This window comes from Hoeflea sp. AS16 (genome assembly GCF_038900095.1).
In the GTDB taxonomy this organism is placed as follows: Bacteria; Pseudomonadota; Alphaproteobacteria; order Rhizobiales; family Rhizobiaceae; genus Hoeflea.
The window spans coordinates 542,620-560,843 of sequence record NZ_JBBMQQ010000002.1; the positions used below are offsets into that span (position 1 = coordinate 542,620).

Genomic DNA, 18,224 nt, shown 5'->3' on the forward strand with positions numbered 1-18,224 from the left:
CCATGAAAACCAAGGCAGGAGCAATCCTCTCCGCGATCAGGATCGACAGAAGCCTGGACCGGAAAATCAGTGTGCAACTCTACATGGGACTGCGCGACATCATCCTGTCGGGTGGACTGAAAGGCGGCGAGCGGTTGCCGGCGACACGAACCCTGGCTTCCGAACTGGGTGTGTCGCGGACGACTGCGCTTGATGCGGTCAGCCGCCTGATCTCTGAAGGCATGCTGGAATCGCACATCGGGGCGGGCACATTCGTCAGTCACACGATGACCGGGCGGACGCCGGTGAAACCGAAAGCGGCGGCAATCGACGCGGAGCGGCTGCCGCGACTGTCGCCCCTGACCGTCCGCGCCCGGGCGAAGTTTGCCGAGCGCCGGCGGTTGCCGCACAAGTCCCAGGCCTTCGTCACCGCGCTGCCGGCCCTGCATGCATTTCCGATGGCGCAATGGGCGCGGCTTTCGGCCCGGCACCTGAGATCCGACCGGGATGCGGTGATGGGCTATGGCAATCCCTATGGTTTGCCCCGCCTGCGGGCCGCTATCGCCACGCATCTCAATGCCACCCGGGGGATCCAGTGCGATCCGGAGCAGGTCTTCATCGTCGGCGGGGCGCAGCAGGCGTTTTCGCTGATTGGCGGCATGCTGCTCGACCGGGGCGAGAAGGTGTGGTTTGAAAATCCCGGCGCGATCGGCGCGCGCAATGCCTTTATTTCATGTGGAGCGGAACTGGTTGCCGTACCGGTCGATGAGGAGGGGATCGTGGTCGAGGAGGGGCTTGCGAAAGCACCGGATTTCAGGCTGGCCTTTGTCACCCCCTCGCACCAGCAGCCGTTGAGCAAGGTGCTCAGTCTTTCGCGGCGGCTGGCCTTGCTGGATGCGGCGGACCAGGCGGATGCCTTCATTGTCGAGGATGACTATGACGGCGACTTCTATTTCGGCGACCAGCCGCTGCCGACGCTCAAGAGCATCGATACCAATGGCCGGGTGATCTATGTCGGCACGTTCTCGAAAACCCTGTTTCCCTCGCTTCGCCTCGGCTTCCTGGTGGCGCCGGCCAGCATGGTGGAGGCGATGTCGACAATTTTTTCCGCCGCGCTGAGCGGGGTTCCGACCTGGCCGCAGGCCATCGTTGCCGATTTCATCGATGAAGGGCATTTCGCCACGCATATCAGAACCATGCGCCAGCATTACAAGCAGCGCCATGAGATTCTTCACGCGCATGCCAGGCAGATCGAGCCGCACTTGCACATCCAGCGTGCATCGGCGGGCTTCCATACGGTGGGATTTTTCAAGGACCCGGCGAGGGAGGAGGCGGAGTTCGTCAGCGCCGCAACAAGGGCGGGTCTTACCCTGTCGGGTATCGGCCGCTACTGCCTTGATCCGATCGACCGCAAGGGAGTCGTCATCGGTTACGGGGCGGCGAGCGAAAGCGAGATCAAGCAGGGGCTGGACGTGATGGCGCAATTGTTTGCCTAAAGCCATTTTCCCGTGAAGACTGGCAGGAATCCACGCCTCACTCCCTTGCCATGGTTGCCGTGGTTTGGTTCAGGTGCAATGGTCTGGAACCGGGTGGCGGAGTGTCACAAATTGGTATGGAAAAATATCTATAATGGATATGCGGTGCAGTCCAATGAGGGACTACGCTTCTTGTCATCCGCGCGAGTTATAAGCAATAATGCGCTGATATTCAGAGGGTTCAAAGGGAGTTCAACATGATCATGAAACTAGCAATAGCCGGGCTTTTGGCCACCACCGTCATGGCAGCAGCGCCGGCGCAGGCCGAGACCTTGCGCCTTTTGACATGGGGCTCCTATGCTCCTGACGAGCTGGTGAAGAAGTTCGAGGAAAAATATCCCGACATTACTGTGGAGGTGACGTTCTCGAACAACGAAGAAATGATTGCCAAGCTGCGTGCCACCGGCGGTGCAGGTTTCGATCTGGCCCAGCCGAGCCACGACCGCATTTATGCGGTGCAGCAGGAATACAACATCTACAAGCCACTTGATCTGTCCAAGATCAACACTGAGGCGATGCAGGCCAAGCTGCTTGATGGCGTCAAGGCCAACACCACGATCGACGGTGAAGTCTATGCGGTTCCGCACCAGTGGGGCACTTCCGGCCTGATGGCCAACAAGGCGCTGGCGCCGGACGTCAAGGCCTGGGGCGATCTCTGCGATCCGCAGTACAAGGGCAAGACCTCGATGCGCCTGAAGCGCACCATCCTGCTCGGCATGGCGTTCGACATGGGTGAAGATCCGTTTGCTGCCTACGCCGATCTCGACAAGTACCAGACCATTCTGGACAAGGTCGCCGACAAGCTGATTTCGTGCAAGGACAACCTCAAGGCTTACTGGAAGGGCGGCGACGACCTTTCGGCAATGATGATGTCGGGCGAGATCGTTGCGTCGGAAACCTGGGACTCGACCGCCTACAAGCTCTATGGCGAGAACAAGGACATCGTGTTCGTGCCGCCGAAGACCGGCGCGCTGGCCTGGATCGACACTTTCGCGATCCCGCGCAAGGGTCAGGCCGATGATGCCGCTTACAAGTGGATCAACTTCGTGCTCGAGCCGGAAAACGTGAAGATCATGTCGGCAAGCACCGGCGCGATCGCTGCTGTCGAAGGCGGCAAGGATCTTCTGCCGGACGACAAGAAGGCTGCCGTCAACGCCGCCTTTACCGATGCGGACATCGACAACCTGAAGTTCTTCGCCAATATCCCTGCCGGTGTCGAAGATATGGAAGGCAAGACGCTTGAGAAGATCAAGGCTGCCACCGGCTCGGAATAAGTCCGGCACCACGATTTTGCTTTCGTGAAGAATATGCGGTTGCCCGGTTTTTCGGGCAGCCGCATCAAGAAACCATCAATAATTCCTGACGTCACCGCACTGGGCACTCGATGCAATCAATGACCGAAAACGATTTGGCTACCACCGAGAACGATCTGGAATGTGTCCAGGTCAAGAAGCACTTTGGCTCCGTGCGGGCCGTTGATGACGTCTCCTTCGAGATCCCCAAGGGCTCGTTTTTTTCCATTCTTGGTCCGTCGGGATGTGGCAAGACCACGCTGATGCGGATGATCGCGGGTTTCGAATCCCCGACTTCCGGTGATATCCGGATCAAGGGCAATTCGGTGATCGGCACGCCGCCGAACCGGCGCAATGTGAAGATGGTGTTCCAGCATCTGGCGCTGTTCCCGATGATGAATGTCTACGAGAACATCGCCTATGGACTGCGCTGCGCCGGAGCCTCGAAAGAGGTGATCCGCACCAAGGTGCACGACGTTCTCGAACGAATTTCGCTGCCTGACGTTGCCAATCGCGAGATCACCCAGCTTTCCGGCGGCCAGAAGCAGCGCATCGCCATTGCCCGCTGCATGGTTCTGGACCCGGATGTGCTGCTGCTCGATGAACCGCTCGGCGCGCTGGACCTGAAGCTGCGCGAAGCCATGAAGATTGAGCTGAAGCTGTTGCAGCACCAGTTCGACACGACCTTTGTCTACATCACCCATGACCAGTCGGAAGCGCTGGTGATGTCGGATAATGTCGCGATCATGAACGAGGGCAAGTTTGTCCAGATCGGTACGCCGCAGGAACTCTACCACAACCCTTCGGCGGCCTTTGTGGCCGGGTTCGTCGGTGACACCAACCGCTGGGCGGGCCGGGTGACGCGTGTCGAGGGCGGTACGGTCGAGGTGGAAACCGAGGCCGGCCTGGCCATGCGCGGATCCATTCGCGGTGCCGGTGCGCCCGGTGTCGGCGACAAGGTCAGTGCATTTGTCCGCCCCGAATTCATCACGGCTGAAAAGGCCGGTGGCCCCGCAAACGGGGCAGGCAACGGTCAGAACGTGATCGATGGCAAGGTGGACAGCATCCTGTTCAATGGCGCCAACAGCCGGGTTCTGGTCAGGGACCGGGCCGGCGAGCTGATCGAGGCCGATGTCGTTCTGACGGGCGGACCGCAGGACCTGAAGCCAAAGGATGACGTCACGCTTTCATGGTCGCCGGAACAGACCATGAGCTTCAAGGCTTGAGGGCGGCACGATGATGCAAAGAGATATCAAGCGTCTGTCGCTGATCTTGCTGTTTGCGCCGTTTGCGCTCTGGATCGTGCTGCTCATCATCCTGCCGCATCTGGGGATGTTCTACATCTCGCTGCGGGAGAAGGTCGGGCCGCGGGTGTATGAGTTCGGGCTCGAGAACTACATCAATTTCTTCACCGAGCCGATCTACTGGAACACGCTGCTCCGGACCGGGTCGATGTCGCTGCTGGTCACCGCGCTGGCGCTGCTGCTTGGTTTCCCGATCGCCTATTACATCGCCAAGATCGCCGGCAACCGGACCCGCGGAGCGCTGTTCCTGATGTGCCTGATCCCGTTATGGGTGAGCGACCTGATCCGTGCCTTCGGCTGGATCCTGCTGCTCAGGGAGACCGGTATCATTTCGAGCAGCCTGCAGTGGGCAGGGCTCATCAACACGCCAATCGAATTTCTCTACAACGATGCCACGGTGATCATGGGACTGGTCTACACGGTGATCCTGTTCATGATCGTGCCGCTGGTCTCGACGCTGGACGGCATGGACGATTCGATGATCGAGGCGGGGTACAATCTCGGCGGCAACGGTCCGACCGTGCTCAGGCGGATCATCATTCCCTATGCAATGCCGGGCATCGTCTCCGGCTGCATCGTGGTGTTCATGCTCACAGCTGGCAGCTACCTGACGCCGATCCTGCTGGGCGGCAAGAACTCGAGCTGGTTTACCGAGCAGATCTATGACCAGTTCATCACCCGCTACAACTGGGAATCGGGTGCGGCGTTCGGCTTCCTGCTGCTGGCATTCACATCGCTGGTGGTTTGGGGCGGGTTGAAGCTCTCCGGTCAGACCCTCAACTCCACGGTGGCGCGAAGCTGATGGCTATCAAACCCAACCCCGCTTTCCTGACCAGCTACCGGATCTACGTGGCCGCATTCTTCGTGTTCCTGGCCGCGCCGCTGGTGGCCGCCGGGATGTTCGCCTTCAATGACTCGGTCTTTCCGTCGCTGCCGTGGCAGGGATTCACGCTCGACTGGTTCTTCAACGATTCCGAGCCGAAACTGGGCATGTTCCATGACCGGCGGTTGCTGCGCGGGCTCTATTATTCCTTCGTCATCGCCAGCTTCGTGTCGCTGCTTTCGGTTTTCGTCGGTACCTGCAATGCGTTCCTGTTCGTGCGCTGCAAGTTTCCGGCCAAGGACTTCTTCTACATCATGATGGTCTTGCCGCTGGTCATTCCCGGCGTCATCCTCGGCATCTCCATCCTGTTGCTTGCCAGCAATATAGCCAATGGCGCGGAAGAAGCCTTGTCGCTGGATCTGGACTTCCTGCGTCCGGGTATCGTTCTCGTGGTTCTGGGACAGTTTTCCTTTATCACCACTATCACCTCGCTGGTGATCATTGCCCGGTTGAAGAAGTTCGATGAATCGATGGAGGAAGCTGCGTTCAATCTTGGCGCCAGCCGGGCGCGGGTGCTCAGGACGATCACGCTTCCCTTCCTGTTTCCTGCAATGGCAGCGGCTGGCATCGTTGCCTTCCTGGTCTCGTTCGAGAACTTCAACACCACATTGTTTCTCGTCGGTTCGGAAGCACCGCTGACGATCACCATGTATGACCGGATGGTCAAGGTTGGCTCGACGCCGGTGCTCAACGCGGTCTCGTTCTTCCTGATGGTCGGATCGGCGCTTCTGGCGCTGGTATCGATCCTGGTCCAACGCGACAAACCCCAAACCTGAAACGGACGCACCCAGTGCAGACCTATGACTTCGTGATTGTCGGCGCCGGCTCGGCAGGATGCGTGCTGGCCAACAGGCTGAGCGAGAACGGCAGATACTCGGTGCTGCTGCTTGAAGCCGGGGGGCATGACCTCAACTTCAAGATCTTCATGCCGATCGGCTATGGCATGGCGTTCTATGACAAACGCATCAACTGGATGTACCAATCGGAGCCCGATCCCGGCACAGGCAACCGGGTGAGCTACTGGCCGCGCGGCAAGGTGATTGGCGGATCGTCGTCGATCAACGCCATGGTCTATATCCGCGGCCATCCCGGAGATTTCGATGACTGGGCAGCGATGGGAAATCCCGGCTGGGGCTGGAATGAGGTGCTGCCCTATTTCAAGAAAAGCGAAACCAGCGATCAGGGTGAAACCGAATGGCGCGGCGGCAACGGACCGCTGTATGTTTCGACCATGGAACGGGACCTGCACCCGACCTGCCAGAATTTCATCCGGGCAGGGGAAGAATGCGGGCTGAGCTACACTCCGGACTTCAATGCCGCCACCAACGAAGGCATCGGGCTGTATCAGAACACGGCCAAAGGTGGCTTCCGCATGTCGGCGGCGCGGGCCTATCTGCACCCGGCGCGCCGGCGGCCCAATCTGACAGTTATTTCACGCGCCCACGCGACGCGGATCCTGTTTGAAGGCACCCGTGCCACCGGTATGGAATATGTCCGCAACGGCAAGACCGAACGGGCTTACGCGGCGCGGGAAGTGATTGTGTCGGGCGGATCGGTGAACTCGCCGCAACTGCTGATGCTGTCCGGTGTCGGTTCGGCTGAGACGCTCAAGCAGCACGGCATCGAGGTGGTGCATGACCAGCCGAATGTCGGCCAGCATCTGCAGGATCACCTGTGCATCGACCACACCTACAGGGCGAAGGTGCGTACACTCAATGATGACCTCAGGCCGCTGATCGGAAAGCTGCGCCACGGTATCAACTACGTGCTCAGGCGCAGGGGGCCGCTTTCCCTCGGGGTCAACCAGGCGGGCGGCTTCATCCGGACGCGCCCGGAACTGGAACGTCCCAACATGCAACTCTATTTTTCGCCGGTCAGCTACACCAAGGCGCCTCCGGGGAAACGGCCGCTGATGAGCCCGGATCCGTTTTCCGGCGTGATCATGGGAACGCAGCCGACGCGGCCAACCAGCCGGGGTCATCTGGGCCTGAAATCGTCCGACCCCTTCGACGCGCCGGCAATCCATCCCAATTACCTGTCGACCAATCACGACGTGGCCGAGCAGCTCGAGGGGGCACGGTTCCTGCGCAGGCTTGCCGCGGCTCCGGCCTTCGCGGAAATCCTCGAAGAAGAGATCCGGCCGGGACGACAGGTGGAGACCGACGAAGAGATGATTGCCGATATCCGCGAACGCGCCGGCACTGTTTTCCACCCCGTGAGCACGTGCCGCATGGGCGAGAATGCCAGTGACAGTGTCGTCAATCCGAAGCTGCAGGTGCACGGGCTGGCAAATCTCCGGGTGATCGATGCATCGGTGTTTCCGACGGTGACGTCCGGTAACACCAATGCGCCGACAATCATGGTGGCGGAAAAAGGCGCCGACATGATCCTTTCCGATCACGCAGGAACATAAGATGGCAAAGCCGAGCGATTGTTTCAGTCCCGATTTCAAGCCCACGCCCTACTGGTGGGATGCGAGTCCGCGGCAGCCCGATGATCTTGCCAAGCCGCCGGCGACTGCCGATGTCCTGATCATAGGGTCGGGTTATACCGGCTTGCATGTGGCCGTGCAGACCGCGCGCGCGGGTCTGGAAACGGTTGTCGTGGATGCGGAAGCCGCAGGCTTCGGGTGCAGCACCCGCAATGGCGGCCAGATTTCGACCAGCGTCAAACCGTCGTTCTCGACGCTCAAACGGCGCTACGGGGAAGCCCGTGCGGTTGCCATCCTGAAGGAAGGCCAAGCTTCGCTTGATCACGTTGCCCGGTTCGTGGACGAGGAAAAAATCGACTGCGATTTCGGAGTTGTCGGCCGTTTCCACGGTGCGCATACGGCAGGCCAGTACGACAAGCTGGCGCAGGATTGCGAGGTCCGTCACCCGGGTTTCGAGACCGGGGCCTTCATGGTGCCACGTGACAGTCAGCATGACGAGCTTGGTACGGACGCCTATTACGGCGGGATCGTCTTTCCGAAACATGCCAGCATCGATCCCGGCAAATATCACGCGGGGCTTCTCGGTGTGGCAAAGGCTGCAGGCGCCAGCATCATCAGCCGGTGCCGGGTCAACGACCTCGAACGAACAGCCCACGGATTTGAAGTTTCGACCGACAAGGGACGGGTTCGCGCCAACAAGGTGATCATCGCAACCAATGGCTATACCGGGCCGCTGTCGCCCTGGCAGCAGCGGCGGGTGATCCCGATCGGCTCCTACGTCATCGCGACGGAAGAAATTGCCGCGGAGGTGATGGACCGGCTGTTTCCCACCAATCGCATCCTCTCGGATACACGCAAGCTGGTTTACTACTACCGGCCGTCGCCGGACCGGAAGCGCATCCTGTTTGGCGGCCGGGTGTCGCTGCAGGAGACCGATCCGCGCAAGAGCGGGCCGAAATTGCTGGCCGAGCTTGCCCGGCTGTTTCCGGAACTCGCCCACACCCGCATCAGCCATTCCTGGGCCGGGATCGTGGCCTTCACCTTCGACACGCTGATGCATTGCGGCGAAGACAAGGGCCTTTACTACTCCATGGGCTATTGCGGTTCCGGTGTCGGCATGGCCGGTTATCTCGGATCGAGGCTAGGCAGGGCTGCCGCAGGTATTGATCCGGATCTGGGTGCTTTCAGCCAGATTTCGTTCCAGACACGGCCACTCTACACCGGAAAGCCATGGTTCCTGGCTCCGTCGGTTGCTGTCTACCGGTTGCGGGACCGGCTCGGGATCTGAACCGGGCGGCGACTATTCGCGTTTCTTGCTGACGACGGCTTCGGCCTCGATCTCCACTCTGAAATCGCCGATCAGATTGCCGACGAGAAACGTGGTGTTGGCCGGCGGGTTGGTGGTGAAGCGAAGTCCGTGAGCGCGGGCTGCCGCCTCGATGTCCTCCTCGCTGCGCAGATACATGCGGGTGCGCAGAATGTCTTCCGGATCTCCGCCAAGTGCCCGCACCGAGGCTGCAATCTTGTCGAGAATATAAGTTGTCTGGGCGCCCGAATCGTTGATCGCAACCGTCCGGTCAACGCCGTGGGTGGCGGTCGTGCCCGAGACCATGATCCGGTCACCATCGCGCAGAGCACGGCAATAGCCGGCGATCGGTTCCCAGAGCGAGCCGGAAAAGACCCGCGCCCGGTCCGGATTGTCCGGATCGGTGACAGCCTGCATGGCGCTTGGCATCTCGGCCAGGTGATGGCTCAGATCGCCCGATGCGGTGAGGAACGGCGGCTGGCGGTATTCGTCGCCGCAATCGCCGGGAATCATGCGGGTCGCAATGAAGGCCTGATCCAGGAGCGCGTGGTCATCGGCGTCGAGTTCGAATTGGAACAGCCGCAGATTGTCGGCGCGATGCTGGTTTTCGCCCAGCCGTGCTCCGACGATGACGCCTGCGACATGGGCATGTTCGAGAACCCACCGGGTGGCGACATTCGAGATCGAGACGCCGTGCTTGCGGGCAATCGCATCGGCCGCCTCGAGAATGCCCTGGTAGCCTGCCCAGCCTCCGGCGGCGTGGATGAACCTGAGATATTTCGAGCCGCTCCAGTCTTTCACTGCTTCCGGTTCGGGCTTGCCGAGCCAGCGTTCAGACAGGAAACCGCCACACAGGGTGCCGTAGGCCAGCAGTTGCACGCCGTGTTTCTTGCAAACGTCGGCGAGATGCCCCGCGGCACGGCGATCGATCAGTGAAAACGAGACCTGGTTTGAAACCAGCGGAATGCCTTCAGCGAGCGCCAGATCGAGATGGGCGGCGTCGAAATTGGTCACGCCGATTTCACCGATCAGGCCTTCCTGCTTCAGCCGCTTCATCTCGTGCAGGGCGTCGAGCCAGGCCGGGTGTTCGAATGTCCACCAGTGAAACTGCAAGAGGTCAACGCGCTCGACGCCAAGACGGTCGAGACGGTCCTGCACTCCGGCACGGACGATTTCGGCGGTCATCGGGCCGGGCTCGGGGCACCACTTGGTAAAGGCTCTGGGACGCTCGCCGCCTTGCCAGCTGCGCAGCAATTCGCCGGTGATCAGTTCCGAAGTGCCGTAGTGATCGGCCATGTCGAAGGTGTCGAAGCCTTCCCTGGCATAGTCTGCAAGCGCCTTTGCACCGGCTACCGGGTCAAGAGTGACGCCATCCTTCTCCTGGTCGGCAACCTGCCACAGGCCGGTCAGAATACGGCTGATCGAAAGGCCGGGGGCGAGTTCCTTGCGGTCGGGTTTCATGTTTCAATGTCCTTGTTGCTGCGACCGAGATGGCGCGATACGGAGCGCACTTCGGGCAAGATGCCTTGCGGCCTCCACAGTAGAATGACGCACAGCATGACGCCGATGACGACGATCTGCAGCGATGCGGCGCGGGCCTGCTGATCGGCCGGGAAAATCTCCGAGATCAGCGCCCCCGAGAGTGCCCAGATGGCCCAAACCAGCACCGCACCGAGGATGGCGCCGCGGTTGTTGCCGGAGCCGCCGACGATCAGCATGGCCCAGACCTGGAAAGTCATCATCGGCAGGTAATTGCCAGGCGCGATGAAGCCGATGAAATGTGCCTGCACAGCCCCGGCCAGCGCCATGATCGCGCCGCCGATGGCGAAGGCCTGAATGCGCAGCAGGACCGGATTCTTGCCGAGCGCCTGGGCAGCAACCTCGTCTTCGCGCACGGCACGCAGCGCGCGGCCCCAGGGGCTGCGCAGAAGGTGTTCGAGCAGCAGGTAGCAGGCGAGGACGACTGCAGCCGTCAGCGCCAGATTGAGAGCGTTGAAAGCGAAGGCTTCTCCCTGCAGGCTGGAAAACGGGCGGGGAATGAAGGCCATGCCGAAAGCACCACCGGTGAGGCTTTCGGTGTTCTGGAAGACAAGCTGAAGCGCCACCGCAATTCCGAAGGTGGTGATTGCCAGATAGTCGGAGCGCATTCTCAGGGTGAGCAGGCCGACCGCCAGGGCCAGGATGCCGCCTGCCGCCATGGCTGCCAGCCAGCCAAGAGCAATGGGAAGGTCGAAACCGCCGATGCGTTCGACTGCGTCAGGTGTGGTGAGAGCGGCCGAGACATAGGCGCCGAGGCCGACGAAGCCGGCGATGCCGACATTGAACAGTCCCGTCTGTCCCCATTGCACATTCAATCCCAGGCAGATGATTGCATAGGTGAGCGCTATGGTGAGGAAGAACGCGGCGTAGGCGAGGATTTCCATTCACGCCCCCTTCTGGCCAAAGAGGCCCTGCGGGCGCAACATCAGCACCAGTACAAGAATGACAAAGGAGATGGCTGCGCGCCATTCCGCACCGACAATCTGGACCGCAAAGGCCTCGGCGAGCCCGATCATCAACCCGCCCAGCATGGCGCCGGGTATCGAGCCGATGCCGCCGAGAATGGCTGCGGAGAACAAGGGCAACAGCAGATCGAAACCCATGTAGGGACGGATCTGCACCAGCAGGCCTGCCATGACGCCGGCGATGCAGGCCAATCCTGCGCCGATGATCCAGGTGACCCGGATCACATTTTCGACATCGACACCGTAAACTCCGGCAAGGCTCGGGTTTTCCGATACCGCGCGCATGGCCCTGCCGGTGGCGCTGCGGGTGACGAGCAGATGCAGGATGACGACCAAAACTGCGGTCAGGCCAATCACCAGCAACTGGTCAGGCGTGGCGCGCATGCCGAGGCCCAGCGGCTTGGCAATCTGCAGCGCCTTGGTGAAGTAGGCCGGCTTGGCGGTGAAGATGAACTCCAGCAGCGACCGGAGCGCCATCGAGGCGCCGAAGCTTGCCATGACGATGATGATTGCATCCGCTCCGCGAGCCCTCAGCCTGCCGAACAGAATGCGGTCCAGTCCCAGCGTCAGCGCCACCGTCAGCAGCACGCCGCCAAACATGGCGAGAGGAAGTCCCCATCCGAAGCTGAACGGATAGACCGGGGCGCCAAGCCCGGCAGCCAGTCCGCCAAGAATCCCCGCCACGGTCAGCGTCAGATAAGCGCCCCAGGCGAGAAAATCGCCATGGGTGAAGTTGGCAAAACGCAGGATCGAATAGGTCAGTGTCAGGCCGATGGCGCCGAGGCCAATGGTCGATCCGGAGATCAGTCCGTCAATGATGGCTTGCGGGTTCATGTGGACGCCTCCGGGGCGCGATGGCCGAGGAACAGTTCGCCCAGCAGCTTGCCGTCATGCAGGGTGTCCGTGGGGCCGTCATGGGCGAGCTTGCCGTCAACGAGAACCAGTGCGCGTCCGGTGAGCGCCAGGGCTGCACGGACATTCTGCTCGACCAGCACAAGTGTCACGCCGGCTTCCGAGATACGGCGCAAGGTGTCGAAAACCTGGCCGACCAGCTTGGGGGAGAGGCCGGCGGAGGGTTCGTCGAGCATGAGCACTTCCGGCTCGGTCAAAAGTGCGCGGGCGGCGGCGAGCATCTGGCGCTGTCCGCCGGAAAGTGCCCCGGCCAGTTCTCCCGGACGGGCGGCAAGATCAGGAAACATGTCGAGCATTGCCCCGATCCGGTCTGCGCGCTCGGATTTCGGCAGCAATTGCGCTGCAATCTGCAGGTTTTCGAGAATGGTCAGCCGGGTGAAGATGTTCTCGGTCTGGGGGACAAACCCCATGCCGTTGCGAACCAGCACATGCGAGGCGAGCCCGGTGACATCGGTCTGTCCCAGCCGTACACTGCCTCCAAAACACGGAACAAGGCCGGCAATGGCCTTGATCATGGTGGATTTTCCGGCCCCGTTTGGGCCAAGTATGCTGACAGCCTCGCCCTTGGCGATGTCGAAGCTGACACCCTTGACGATAGGGAGATCCGGGTCATAGCCGGCGTGCAGACCGGCAACGGCCAAGGCGGTCATACAGGCATCCCTTCCAGGTAGACATCAATCACATCGGCGCGCTTGGTCACATCGGCAGGCGCGCCCTCGGCCAATGCCTTGCCTGCGGCCATGACGATGACACGCGGGCAGAGCCGGGCGATCATTTCCATGTTGTGCTCGATCAGCAGCACGGCGATGCCCAGTTCGTTGATGGCGTGGATGCGGTCGATGATCAGGTCGAGAAGAGCGGGATTGACCCCGGCTGCGGGTTCGTCGAGCAGAATGACCTTTGGTTCGGCCATCAGCACGCGGGCGAGTTCCAGCAGTTTGCGCTGTCCGCCCGAGAGCACGGCAGCGGGCTGATCCTCAAGATGCGAGAGCGATACGAAATCGAGCAGGTCACGGGCGCGGATGGCATTCTTTCGCTCCTGTGCTGCAACCTGGCGCGGCGCGGTCAATGCGGCGAGCAGGCCTTCGCCACGCTGGTTCTGGGCCGCCGTCATGACATTTTCGAGAACCGTCATGCGCGGGAACGGCCGGGGGATCTGAAAGGTGCGGCCGAGGCCTGAACGAATTCTGGCTTCCGGGCGGGCATTCGAGAGGTCGTTGCCGGCAAGATGGATGCTGCCCGCATCGATCGGCAGGGCGCCCGCCAAAAGGTTGAAGAGCGTGGACTTGCCCGCGCCGTTGGGTCCGATCACGCCGAGGATTTCCGACGCGGCCAGGTCCAGCGAGATGTCGTTGACCACGCAGAAGCCACCAAAGGATTTGGTGATGCCGCGGGCCTCGAGAATGGGGGGCTGACTGGATCCGGTCATGGCCTCAATCAAAGTTGATCAACTATCATTTATCATTTACAGGATCATGTTTGATGCCTAAAGTAAAGAACCAAACGAGCAAGGCGGGCATTGTCGGAATGAACATTCAGACCACCTCCAAATTTGACGGACCCGGGCTCGACGGGCTGGCGCCTGTCCGTCGTGAGACGGTTCAGGACCGGATTTACCGGCAGCTCCGTGATGCTCTCATCCAGGCGCGTTTCGATGCCGGCGAGATCTTTCTTGCGGGTGACGTGGCTCAACGCATGTCGGTCAGTTCGATGCCGGTGCGCGAGGCGCTGGCCCGGCTTGTGTCGGAGCGGGCGCTGGAAGCAATGCCGAACCGGCGGGTGCGGGTGCCGTTGCTGACACTGGAACGGGCCCGCGACATTGCCCAGGCACGTACCCTGATCGAAAGCGAACTTGCCGCGCGGGCGATTGCCAATCTGACACCTTCCGATATCGAGCGGCTGGAAATGCTGACGACCGAGTACGAGGAGACCCGCGACCCGCAGGATGTCGCCACACTCAATCATGCCTTCCATTTCCAGCTTTACAAGGCTGCCGGTTCTTCGGTGTTCATGCCGATCGTTGAAAGCCTGTGGATGCAGGCGGGACCCTATGTCCGTGCTGCCGCGAAGCTGCACAGCCCGCTTACGGATTCGGCAGCCACACTTCATCACCGGGGTATTCTCGAGGGGATCGCCGCGGGGGACAAAGTCCGCGTTGCCAGTGAACTGACGGCTGACATCAGCCAGTCCTTCGCCATTCTCGAAAGAGCCGAGCCGGATTTCTGGAACCAGGGCCATGGAGGTGTGTCATGAGCAGCGATGGTGGCTTCGAGCTCTGGGATCTGAAGGTGGAGGTGGTTGCACCAGAAGGCGCCAAGATCTGGTGCGGGGCAAATGTGGGCGATTATTTCGAACTGCGCGGCGAGATGCTGCATCTGCCGCCGGGACAGGGGATCTCGATCTACTCTCTGGCATCCGTGCTGCCGCTGCTTGCGGCCAAGCAGCGCAAAACTGATCCGAATGACTGGATGTCGACCGACGCGGAAATTGCCTGCCCGGACCCGCACTGTCCGTCGCGGTTGAAGATCACCCGTACGAAGCTCAGGCGTTTCAACCATGCCGAGACCACTGCCGTGCCACTGGGAGACGACAATGCAGATCTATGACCTGGCGCCGGGACACCGGATTTCACGTGTTATCAAGGGCGGCTGGCAGCTGGCCGGCGGGCATGGCGATATCGACCGGCAGACCAGCATCGAGGATATGATCGCGTTTGCGGATGCGGGGATCACGACATTCGACTGCGCCGACATCTATACCGGGGTGGAAGCCCTGATCGGCGGATTCCGGAAGGAATACGAGCGTGTCCGGGGCGCCGAGGCACTGAGCCGAGTCAAGGTTCACACGAAGTTCGTTCCGGATCTGGGCAAACTCGGAACCATGACGAAGGCAGATGTGGTCGAGGGCATCGATACCTCGCTGACGCGCCTCGGGATGGAGGAGCTCAACCTGGTCCAGTTCCACTGGTGGGACTACGAGATAGACCGGCAGGTGGAAGTGGCGACCTGGCTTGCCGAACTCCGGCAGGAGGGCAAGATCGCCAATATTGGCGGCACCAATTTCGACACGGAACAAATGCTGCGGATCATCAATGCAGGTGTGCCGCTGGTGTCGATGCAGGTGCAGTATTCGCTGATCGATGACCGGCCGTCGCGTTCGATGGTCGCCGCAGCAATGGAACACGGTGTGCGCCTGCTTTGTTACGGTTCAGTGGGTGGCGGGCTGTTCTCCGAGCGCATGCTCGGGGTGCCCGAGTTGACGCCGCCCTTCGAAAACCGATCGCTGGTCAAGTACAAGCTCATTGTCGACGAGTTCGGTGGCTGGGCGCTGTTCCAGGAACTGCTGCAGGCCTTGTCTGAAGTGGCTGAGCGGCATGGAAGCGACATTGCCTCGATCGCCAGTAGGGCGGTTCTCGAACGTCCCGGCGTGGCCGCTGTCATTGTCGGTGCGCGCAACCGCAATCATCTCGACCGCAACCTGGCGATCCCGGGCATCGAACTCACCGGGCAGGATTTTGCCCAGATCAATGCCGTGCTGGCGCGGGCCAATCCGGTTCCGGGCGACGTCTACACGCTGGAGCGGGACCGCAACGGCAAGCACGGCTCGGTGATGAAATACAATCTGAACAAAGAGGGGCATTGAGCCGTGAACCTGATCACGCGCGCGCAGGCTGAAGTCGTCAACCGGCACCATTTTTTCGTGGAATGGTTCACCGGCCGCGGCAGTGAGGCAGACCTTGCATTTTCACTTCGCGCCTTTGCGCCCGACATGGTGATGATCGAGCCCGACGCCAACACCATCGGCACGGATGAAATCGCGGCGATGATCACCAATGCCCGCGGCAAGCGCCCGGCGGATTTCGAGATCAGGGTGGAAATGATCGCGGCGCGGCAGATCGGAGACGATGTTGCGCTGGTGATCTACGACGAACACCAGGTGATCGAGGGGCAGAAATCTGCCCGCCGCTCGTCCGCGGTGTTCACCGCCGATCCGGATGCACCCGAGGGGGTGGTCTGGCGGCAACTGCAGGAAACCTGGATTTCGACATAACAAAGCGGGCGAGAGAGGCCCCATAACAAGGAGAACGCGAATGAACATGATCAGGAAATCGGGCCTCGCCATGGCCATGCTCTGCGCCTCGGCACTGAGCTCTCAAGCTTGCGACATCACAATCGGCATGGTGATGGAGCTGACCGGCCCGGCGGGAGCCTACGGGCAGGCCGGCGCGAAATCGGTGGAAATGGCGTTCCGCGACATCAACGAAGCCGGCGGTGTGCTGGGCTGCGATCTGGTGACTGACACACGTGACAGCCAGAGCCAGGGCAATGTTGCCGTCGACCAGGCGACGCAGCTGGTCAACGTCAAGCAGGTGCCAGTGGTGATCGGCGGCATCATCTCGTCGGTGTCGATCCCGATTCTGACCTCGGTGACCGCAGCTGCGGGCGTGGTGCAGGTATCGCCTGCCTCATCCAGCCCGACGCTGACCCAGCTGAGCCGGGAAGGCAAGACCGGGGGCTACTTCTTCCGCACCATCACGTCCGATGCGCTGCAGGGGATTGCCGCGGCCAAGTATGCCATTGATTCCGGCCTGAAGAAGCTGGCCATCATTCACGTGAACAATGATTTCGGCCTCAACCTGATGCGCGAGTTCACCGCCTCCTACGAAGCGCTTGGCGGCGAGATCACATCGGCGACGCCCTACAACGAGAACCAGCCCAACTACAGCGCCGAAGTCACCGCCGCGATGGATGGCGAGCCGGAAGCGCTTTACCTGGTCAGCTATCCGGTGGATGGCGCGACCGTGGCGCGAGCCTGGATCAGCCAGGGCGGACCGCAGAAGTTCCTGCTCAATGACGGCATGAACTCGACCGATTTCATCGAGGCTGTCGGGGCGCAGTATCTCGAGGGCGCCTACGGCACCTCGTCGGGCACCACCGAGACGGAATCGACCAAGTATTTCTATGCCAATTACGAAGCCTTCTCCGGCGGTATTGCACCGTCGGCGCCGGCAGCCGACCGGTCCTATGATGCCGGTGCGATTGTCGGGCTGGCTGTGGCCAAGGCCGGCAAGGCCGAATCCGACGCCATTCGCGATGCCATCCGTTCGGTGGTCGATCCTGAAGGTGAGGTGATCTACGCCGGACCGGAAGAATTCAAGAAGGCGCTGGCGCTGATCAACGAAGGCAAGGCGATCAACTATCAGGGCGTGATCGGAAATGTGTCGTTCGACAAGTACGGCGATATTTCCGGCCCGTTCCGCCTGTGGCAGATCAAGGACGGTGAAGTCGTCACGGTTGGCCAGATGACAGCCGCGGATGTGGCCGAGGTGAAAGCCTCGATGAAATAGGTTTTGCAGCCGGTTCGCCGGCTGCATCAGCCATGGAAAAGGGGCGCCCTGATGAGGCGCCCCTTTTTGGTTTTGTAGGTCTTGCGGCGGATCGCTGTTACCGGAACCCCGGGTATCAGCGGCGCAGGAAGCGCGGCGTCAGCAGATTGACGTCGGTGCCTTCGTCGCGGTGATGTCCGCCGAGGCTTGCAAACCACCATGCGGCGCCTGCGCCGAGGGCTGCGGCCGCGCCTGCGGCAAAGCCGTACACGACGGTCAGCGTCCGGGTGTATTCGACGACGTTGGCGGGGATGTCCTCGCCAGTGCCGGTATCAACACCGATGCCTGCAAGCGTTGCGCCAAAGGCAGCGGCGGCGGCGACCGCGATTGTCGACACGGCCCAGACCGAAAGGCCATGGACGCCATCGCGAAACTCGACTTCGGTCTTGGCTGCGTCACCCCAGCGGCTGCGCATGCGGCCGGCGATATATCCGCCACCGGCGGAGCTTGCCAGAGCTGTGAGAAACAGCCACAGGCTTGCAACGACAACCTGCCAGGATGGTTCTCCATTGGCCAGCATCGGATCTCCGAGCGCCAGGCCGGCTGTTCCGCCGAATTGTCCGAGGACGGTGGATGTGGCGATAGCGACGACGCTACCTCCCCATACTGCACCCCATTCGAGATAGGACTGCCCTTGCGGCAGATTATCCGGATGAACCAGTGCAGTTTTTACGCCTGTCGGTTCCACGTTC

At 61.2% G+C, this 18,224-nt stretch carries 18 protein-coding genes; 12 read left to right on the forward strand and 6 right to left on the reverse strand.

Annotated elements, in window-relative coordinates:
- The first annotated feature begins 2 nt into the window (after positions 1 to 2).
- From WNY80_RS07960 to WNY80_RS07990, 7 genes are all read left to right on the forward strand, one after another.
- The gene (locus WNY80_RS07960) at positions 3 to 1,475 is read left to right on the forward strand and encodes a PLP-dependent aminotransferase family protein (RefSeq protein ID WP_342886809.1); all 1,473 of its coding nucleotides are present in this window, start codon (positions 3 to 5) and stop codon (positions 1,473 to 1,475) included.
- Positions 1,476 to 1,711: 236 nt separating this feature from the next.
- On the forward strand, positions 1,712 to 2,788 hold the full coding sequence (locus WNY80_RS07965; RefSeq protein WP_342886810.1) for an extracellular solute-binding protein: 1,077 nt from the start codon (positions 1,712 to 1,714) through the stop codon (positions 2,786 to 2,788).
- Between the two features lie 119 nt (positions 2,789 to 2,907).
- Positions 2,908 to 4,032 carry an ABC transporter ATP-binding protein gene (locus tag WNY80_RS07970; RefSeq protein WP_342886811.1) on the forward strand — a complete coding sequence of 375 codons (1,125 nt, stop codon included), beginning with the start codon at positions 2,908 to 2,910 and terminating at the stop codon, positions 4,030 to 4,032.
- 13 nt (positions 4,033 to 4,045) lie between these two features.
- Positions 4,046 to 4,912: an ABC transporter permease gene (locus tag WNY80_RS07975; protein WP_342886945.1), complete on the forward strand. Its 867-nt coding sequence runs from the start codon at positions 4,046 to 4,048 to the stop codon at positions 4,910 to 4,912.
- Positions 4,912 to 5,769: an ABC transporter permease gene (locus WNY80_RS07980; protein ID WP_342886812.1), complete on the forward strand. Its 858-nt coding sequence runs from the start codon at positions 4,912 to 4,914 to the stop codon at positions 5,767 to 5,769. Before WNY80_RS07975 ends, WNY80_RS07980 begins: the two co-directional genes overlap by 1 nt.
- 14 nt (positions 5,770 to 5,783) lie before the next feature.
- Entirely contained in the window at positions 5,784 to 7,406 is a 1,623-nt protein-coding gene (locus WNY80_RS07985; protein WP_342886813.1) for a choline dehydrogenase, read from the forward strand.
- A 1-nt stretch (position 7,407) separates the two neighbouring features.
- Positions 7,408 to 8,712 carry an FAD-binding oxidoreductase gene (locus WNY80_RS07990; protein ID WP_342886814.1) on the forward strand — a complete coding sequence of 435 codons (1,305 nt, stop codon included), beginning with the start codon at positions 7,408 to 7,410 and terminating at the stop codon, positions 8,710 to 8,712.
- A gap of 12 nt (positions 8,713 to 8,724) precedes the next feature.
- On the opposite strand, the gene WNY80_RS07995 is transcribed toward WNY80_RS07990, so the two are convergent.
- The 5 genes from WNY80_RS07995 to WNY80_RS08015 are packed head-to-tail and all read right to left on the reverse strand — an operon-like array spanning position 8,725 to position 13,575.
- Positions 8,725 to 10,191: an aldo/keto reductase gene (locus tag WNY80_RS07995; RefSeq protein WP_342886815.1), complete on the reverse strand. Its 1,467-nt coding sequence runs from the start codon at positions 10,189 to 10,191 to the stop codon at positions 8,725 to 8,727.
- Positions 10,188 to 11,153: a branched-chain amino acid ABC transporter permease gene (locus WNY80_RS08000; RefSeq protein ID WP_342886816.1), complete on the reverse strand. Its 966-nt coding sequence runs from the start codon at positions 11,151 to 11,153 to the stop codon at positions 10,188 to 10,190. Before WNY80_RS08000 ends, WNY80_RS07995 begins: the two co-directional genes overlap by 4 nt.
- Positions 11,154 to 12,068, reverse strand: coding sequence for a branched-chain amino acid ABC transporter permease (locus WNY80_RS08005; RefSeq protein WP_342886817.1), 915 nt, complete (start codon positions 12,066 to 12,068; stop codon positions 11,154 to 11,156).
- A complete protein-coding gene (locus WNY80_RS08010; RefSeq protein WP_342886818.1) occupies positions 12,065 to 12,796 on the reverse strand; it encodes an ABC transporter ATP-binding protein in 732 nt (243 codons plus the stop codon). Before WNY80_RS08010 ends, WNY80_RS08005 begins: the two co-directional genes overlap by 4 nt.
- Entirely contained in the window at positions 12,793 to 13,575 is a 783-nt protein-coding gene (locus WNY80_RS08015; protein WP_342886819.1) for an ABC transporter ATP-binding protein, read from the reverse strand. The genes WNY80_RS08010 and WNY80_RS08015 overlap by 4 nt, the downstream gene beginning before the upstream one ends.
- Positions 13,576 to 13,673: 98 nt before the next feature.
- On the opposite strand from WNY80_RS08015, the gene WNY80_RS08020 reads away from it, so the two are divergent.
- From WNY80_RS08020 to WNY80_RS08040, 5 genes are all read left to right on the forward strand, one after another.
- Complete coding sequence (locus tag WNY80_RS08020) at positions 13,674 to 14,399, forward strand: GntR family transcriptional regulator (RefSeq protein WP_342886820.1); 726 nt, start codon at positions 13,674 to 13,676, stop codon at positions 14,397 to 14,399.
- Positions 14,396 to 14,752, forward strand: coding sequence for a TIGR04076 family protein (locus tag WNY80_RS08025; RefSeq protein WP_342886821.1), 357 nt, complete (start codon positions 14,396 to 14,398; stop codon positions 14,750 to 14,752). Before WNY80_RS08020 ends, WNY80_RS08025 begins: the two co-directional genes overlap by 4 nt.
- Positions 14,739 to 15,788, forward strand: a complete 1,050-nt coding sequence (locus WNY80_RS08030; RefSeq protein WP_342886822.1) for an aldo/keto reductase — start codon at positions 14,739 to 14,741, stop codon at positions 15,786 to 15,788. Before WNY80_RS08025 ends, WNY80_RS08030 begins: the two co-directional genes overlap by 14 nt.
- A gap of 3 nt (positions 15,789 to 15,791) precedes the next feature.
- Complete coding sequence (locus WNY80_RS08035; protein ID WP_342886823.1) at positions 15,792 to 16,196, forward strand: SgcJ/EcaC family oxidoreductase; 405 nt, start codon at positions 15,792 to 15,794, stop codon at positions 16,194 to 16,196.
- Between the two features lie 70 nt (positions 16,197 to 16,266).
- Positions 16,267 to 17,493: an ABC transporter substrate-binding protein gene (locus tag WNY80_RS08040; protein WP_342886946.1), complete on the forward strand. Its 1,227-nt coding sequence runs from the start codon at positions 16,267 to 16,269 to the stop codon at positions 17,491 to 17,493.
- Between the two features lie 115 nt (positions 17,494 to 17,608).
- Here WNY80_RS08040 and WNY80_RS08045 read toward each other — a convergent pair whose 3' ends face one another.
- Entirely contained in the window at positions 17,609 to 18,220 is a 612-nt protein-coding gene (locus tag WNY80_RS08045) for a hypothetical protein (RefSeq protein ID WP_342886824.1), read from the reverse strand.
- Positions 18,221 to 18,224: the final 4 nt, after the last annotated feature.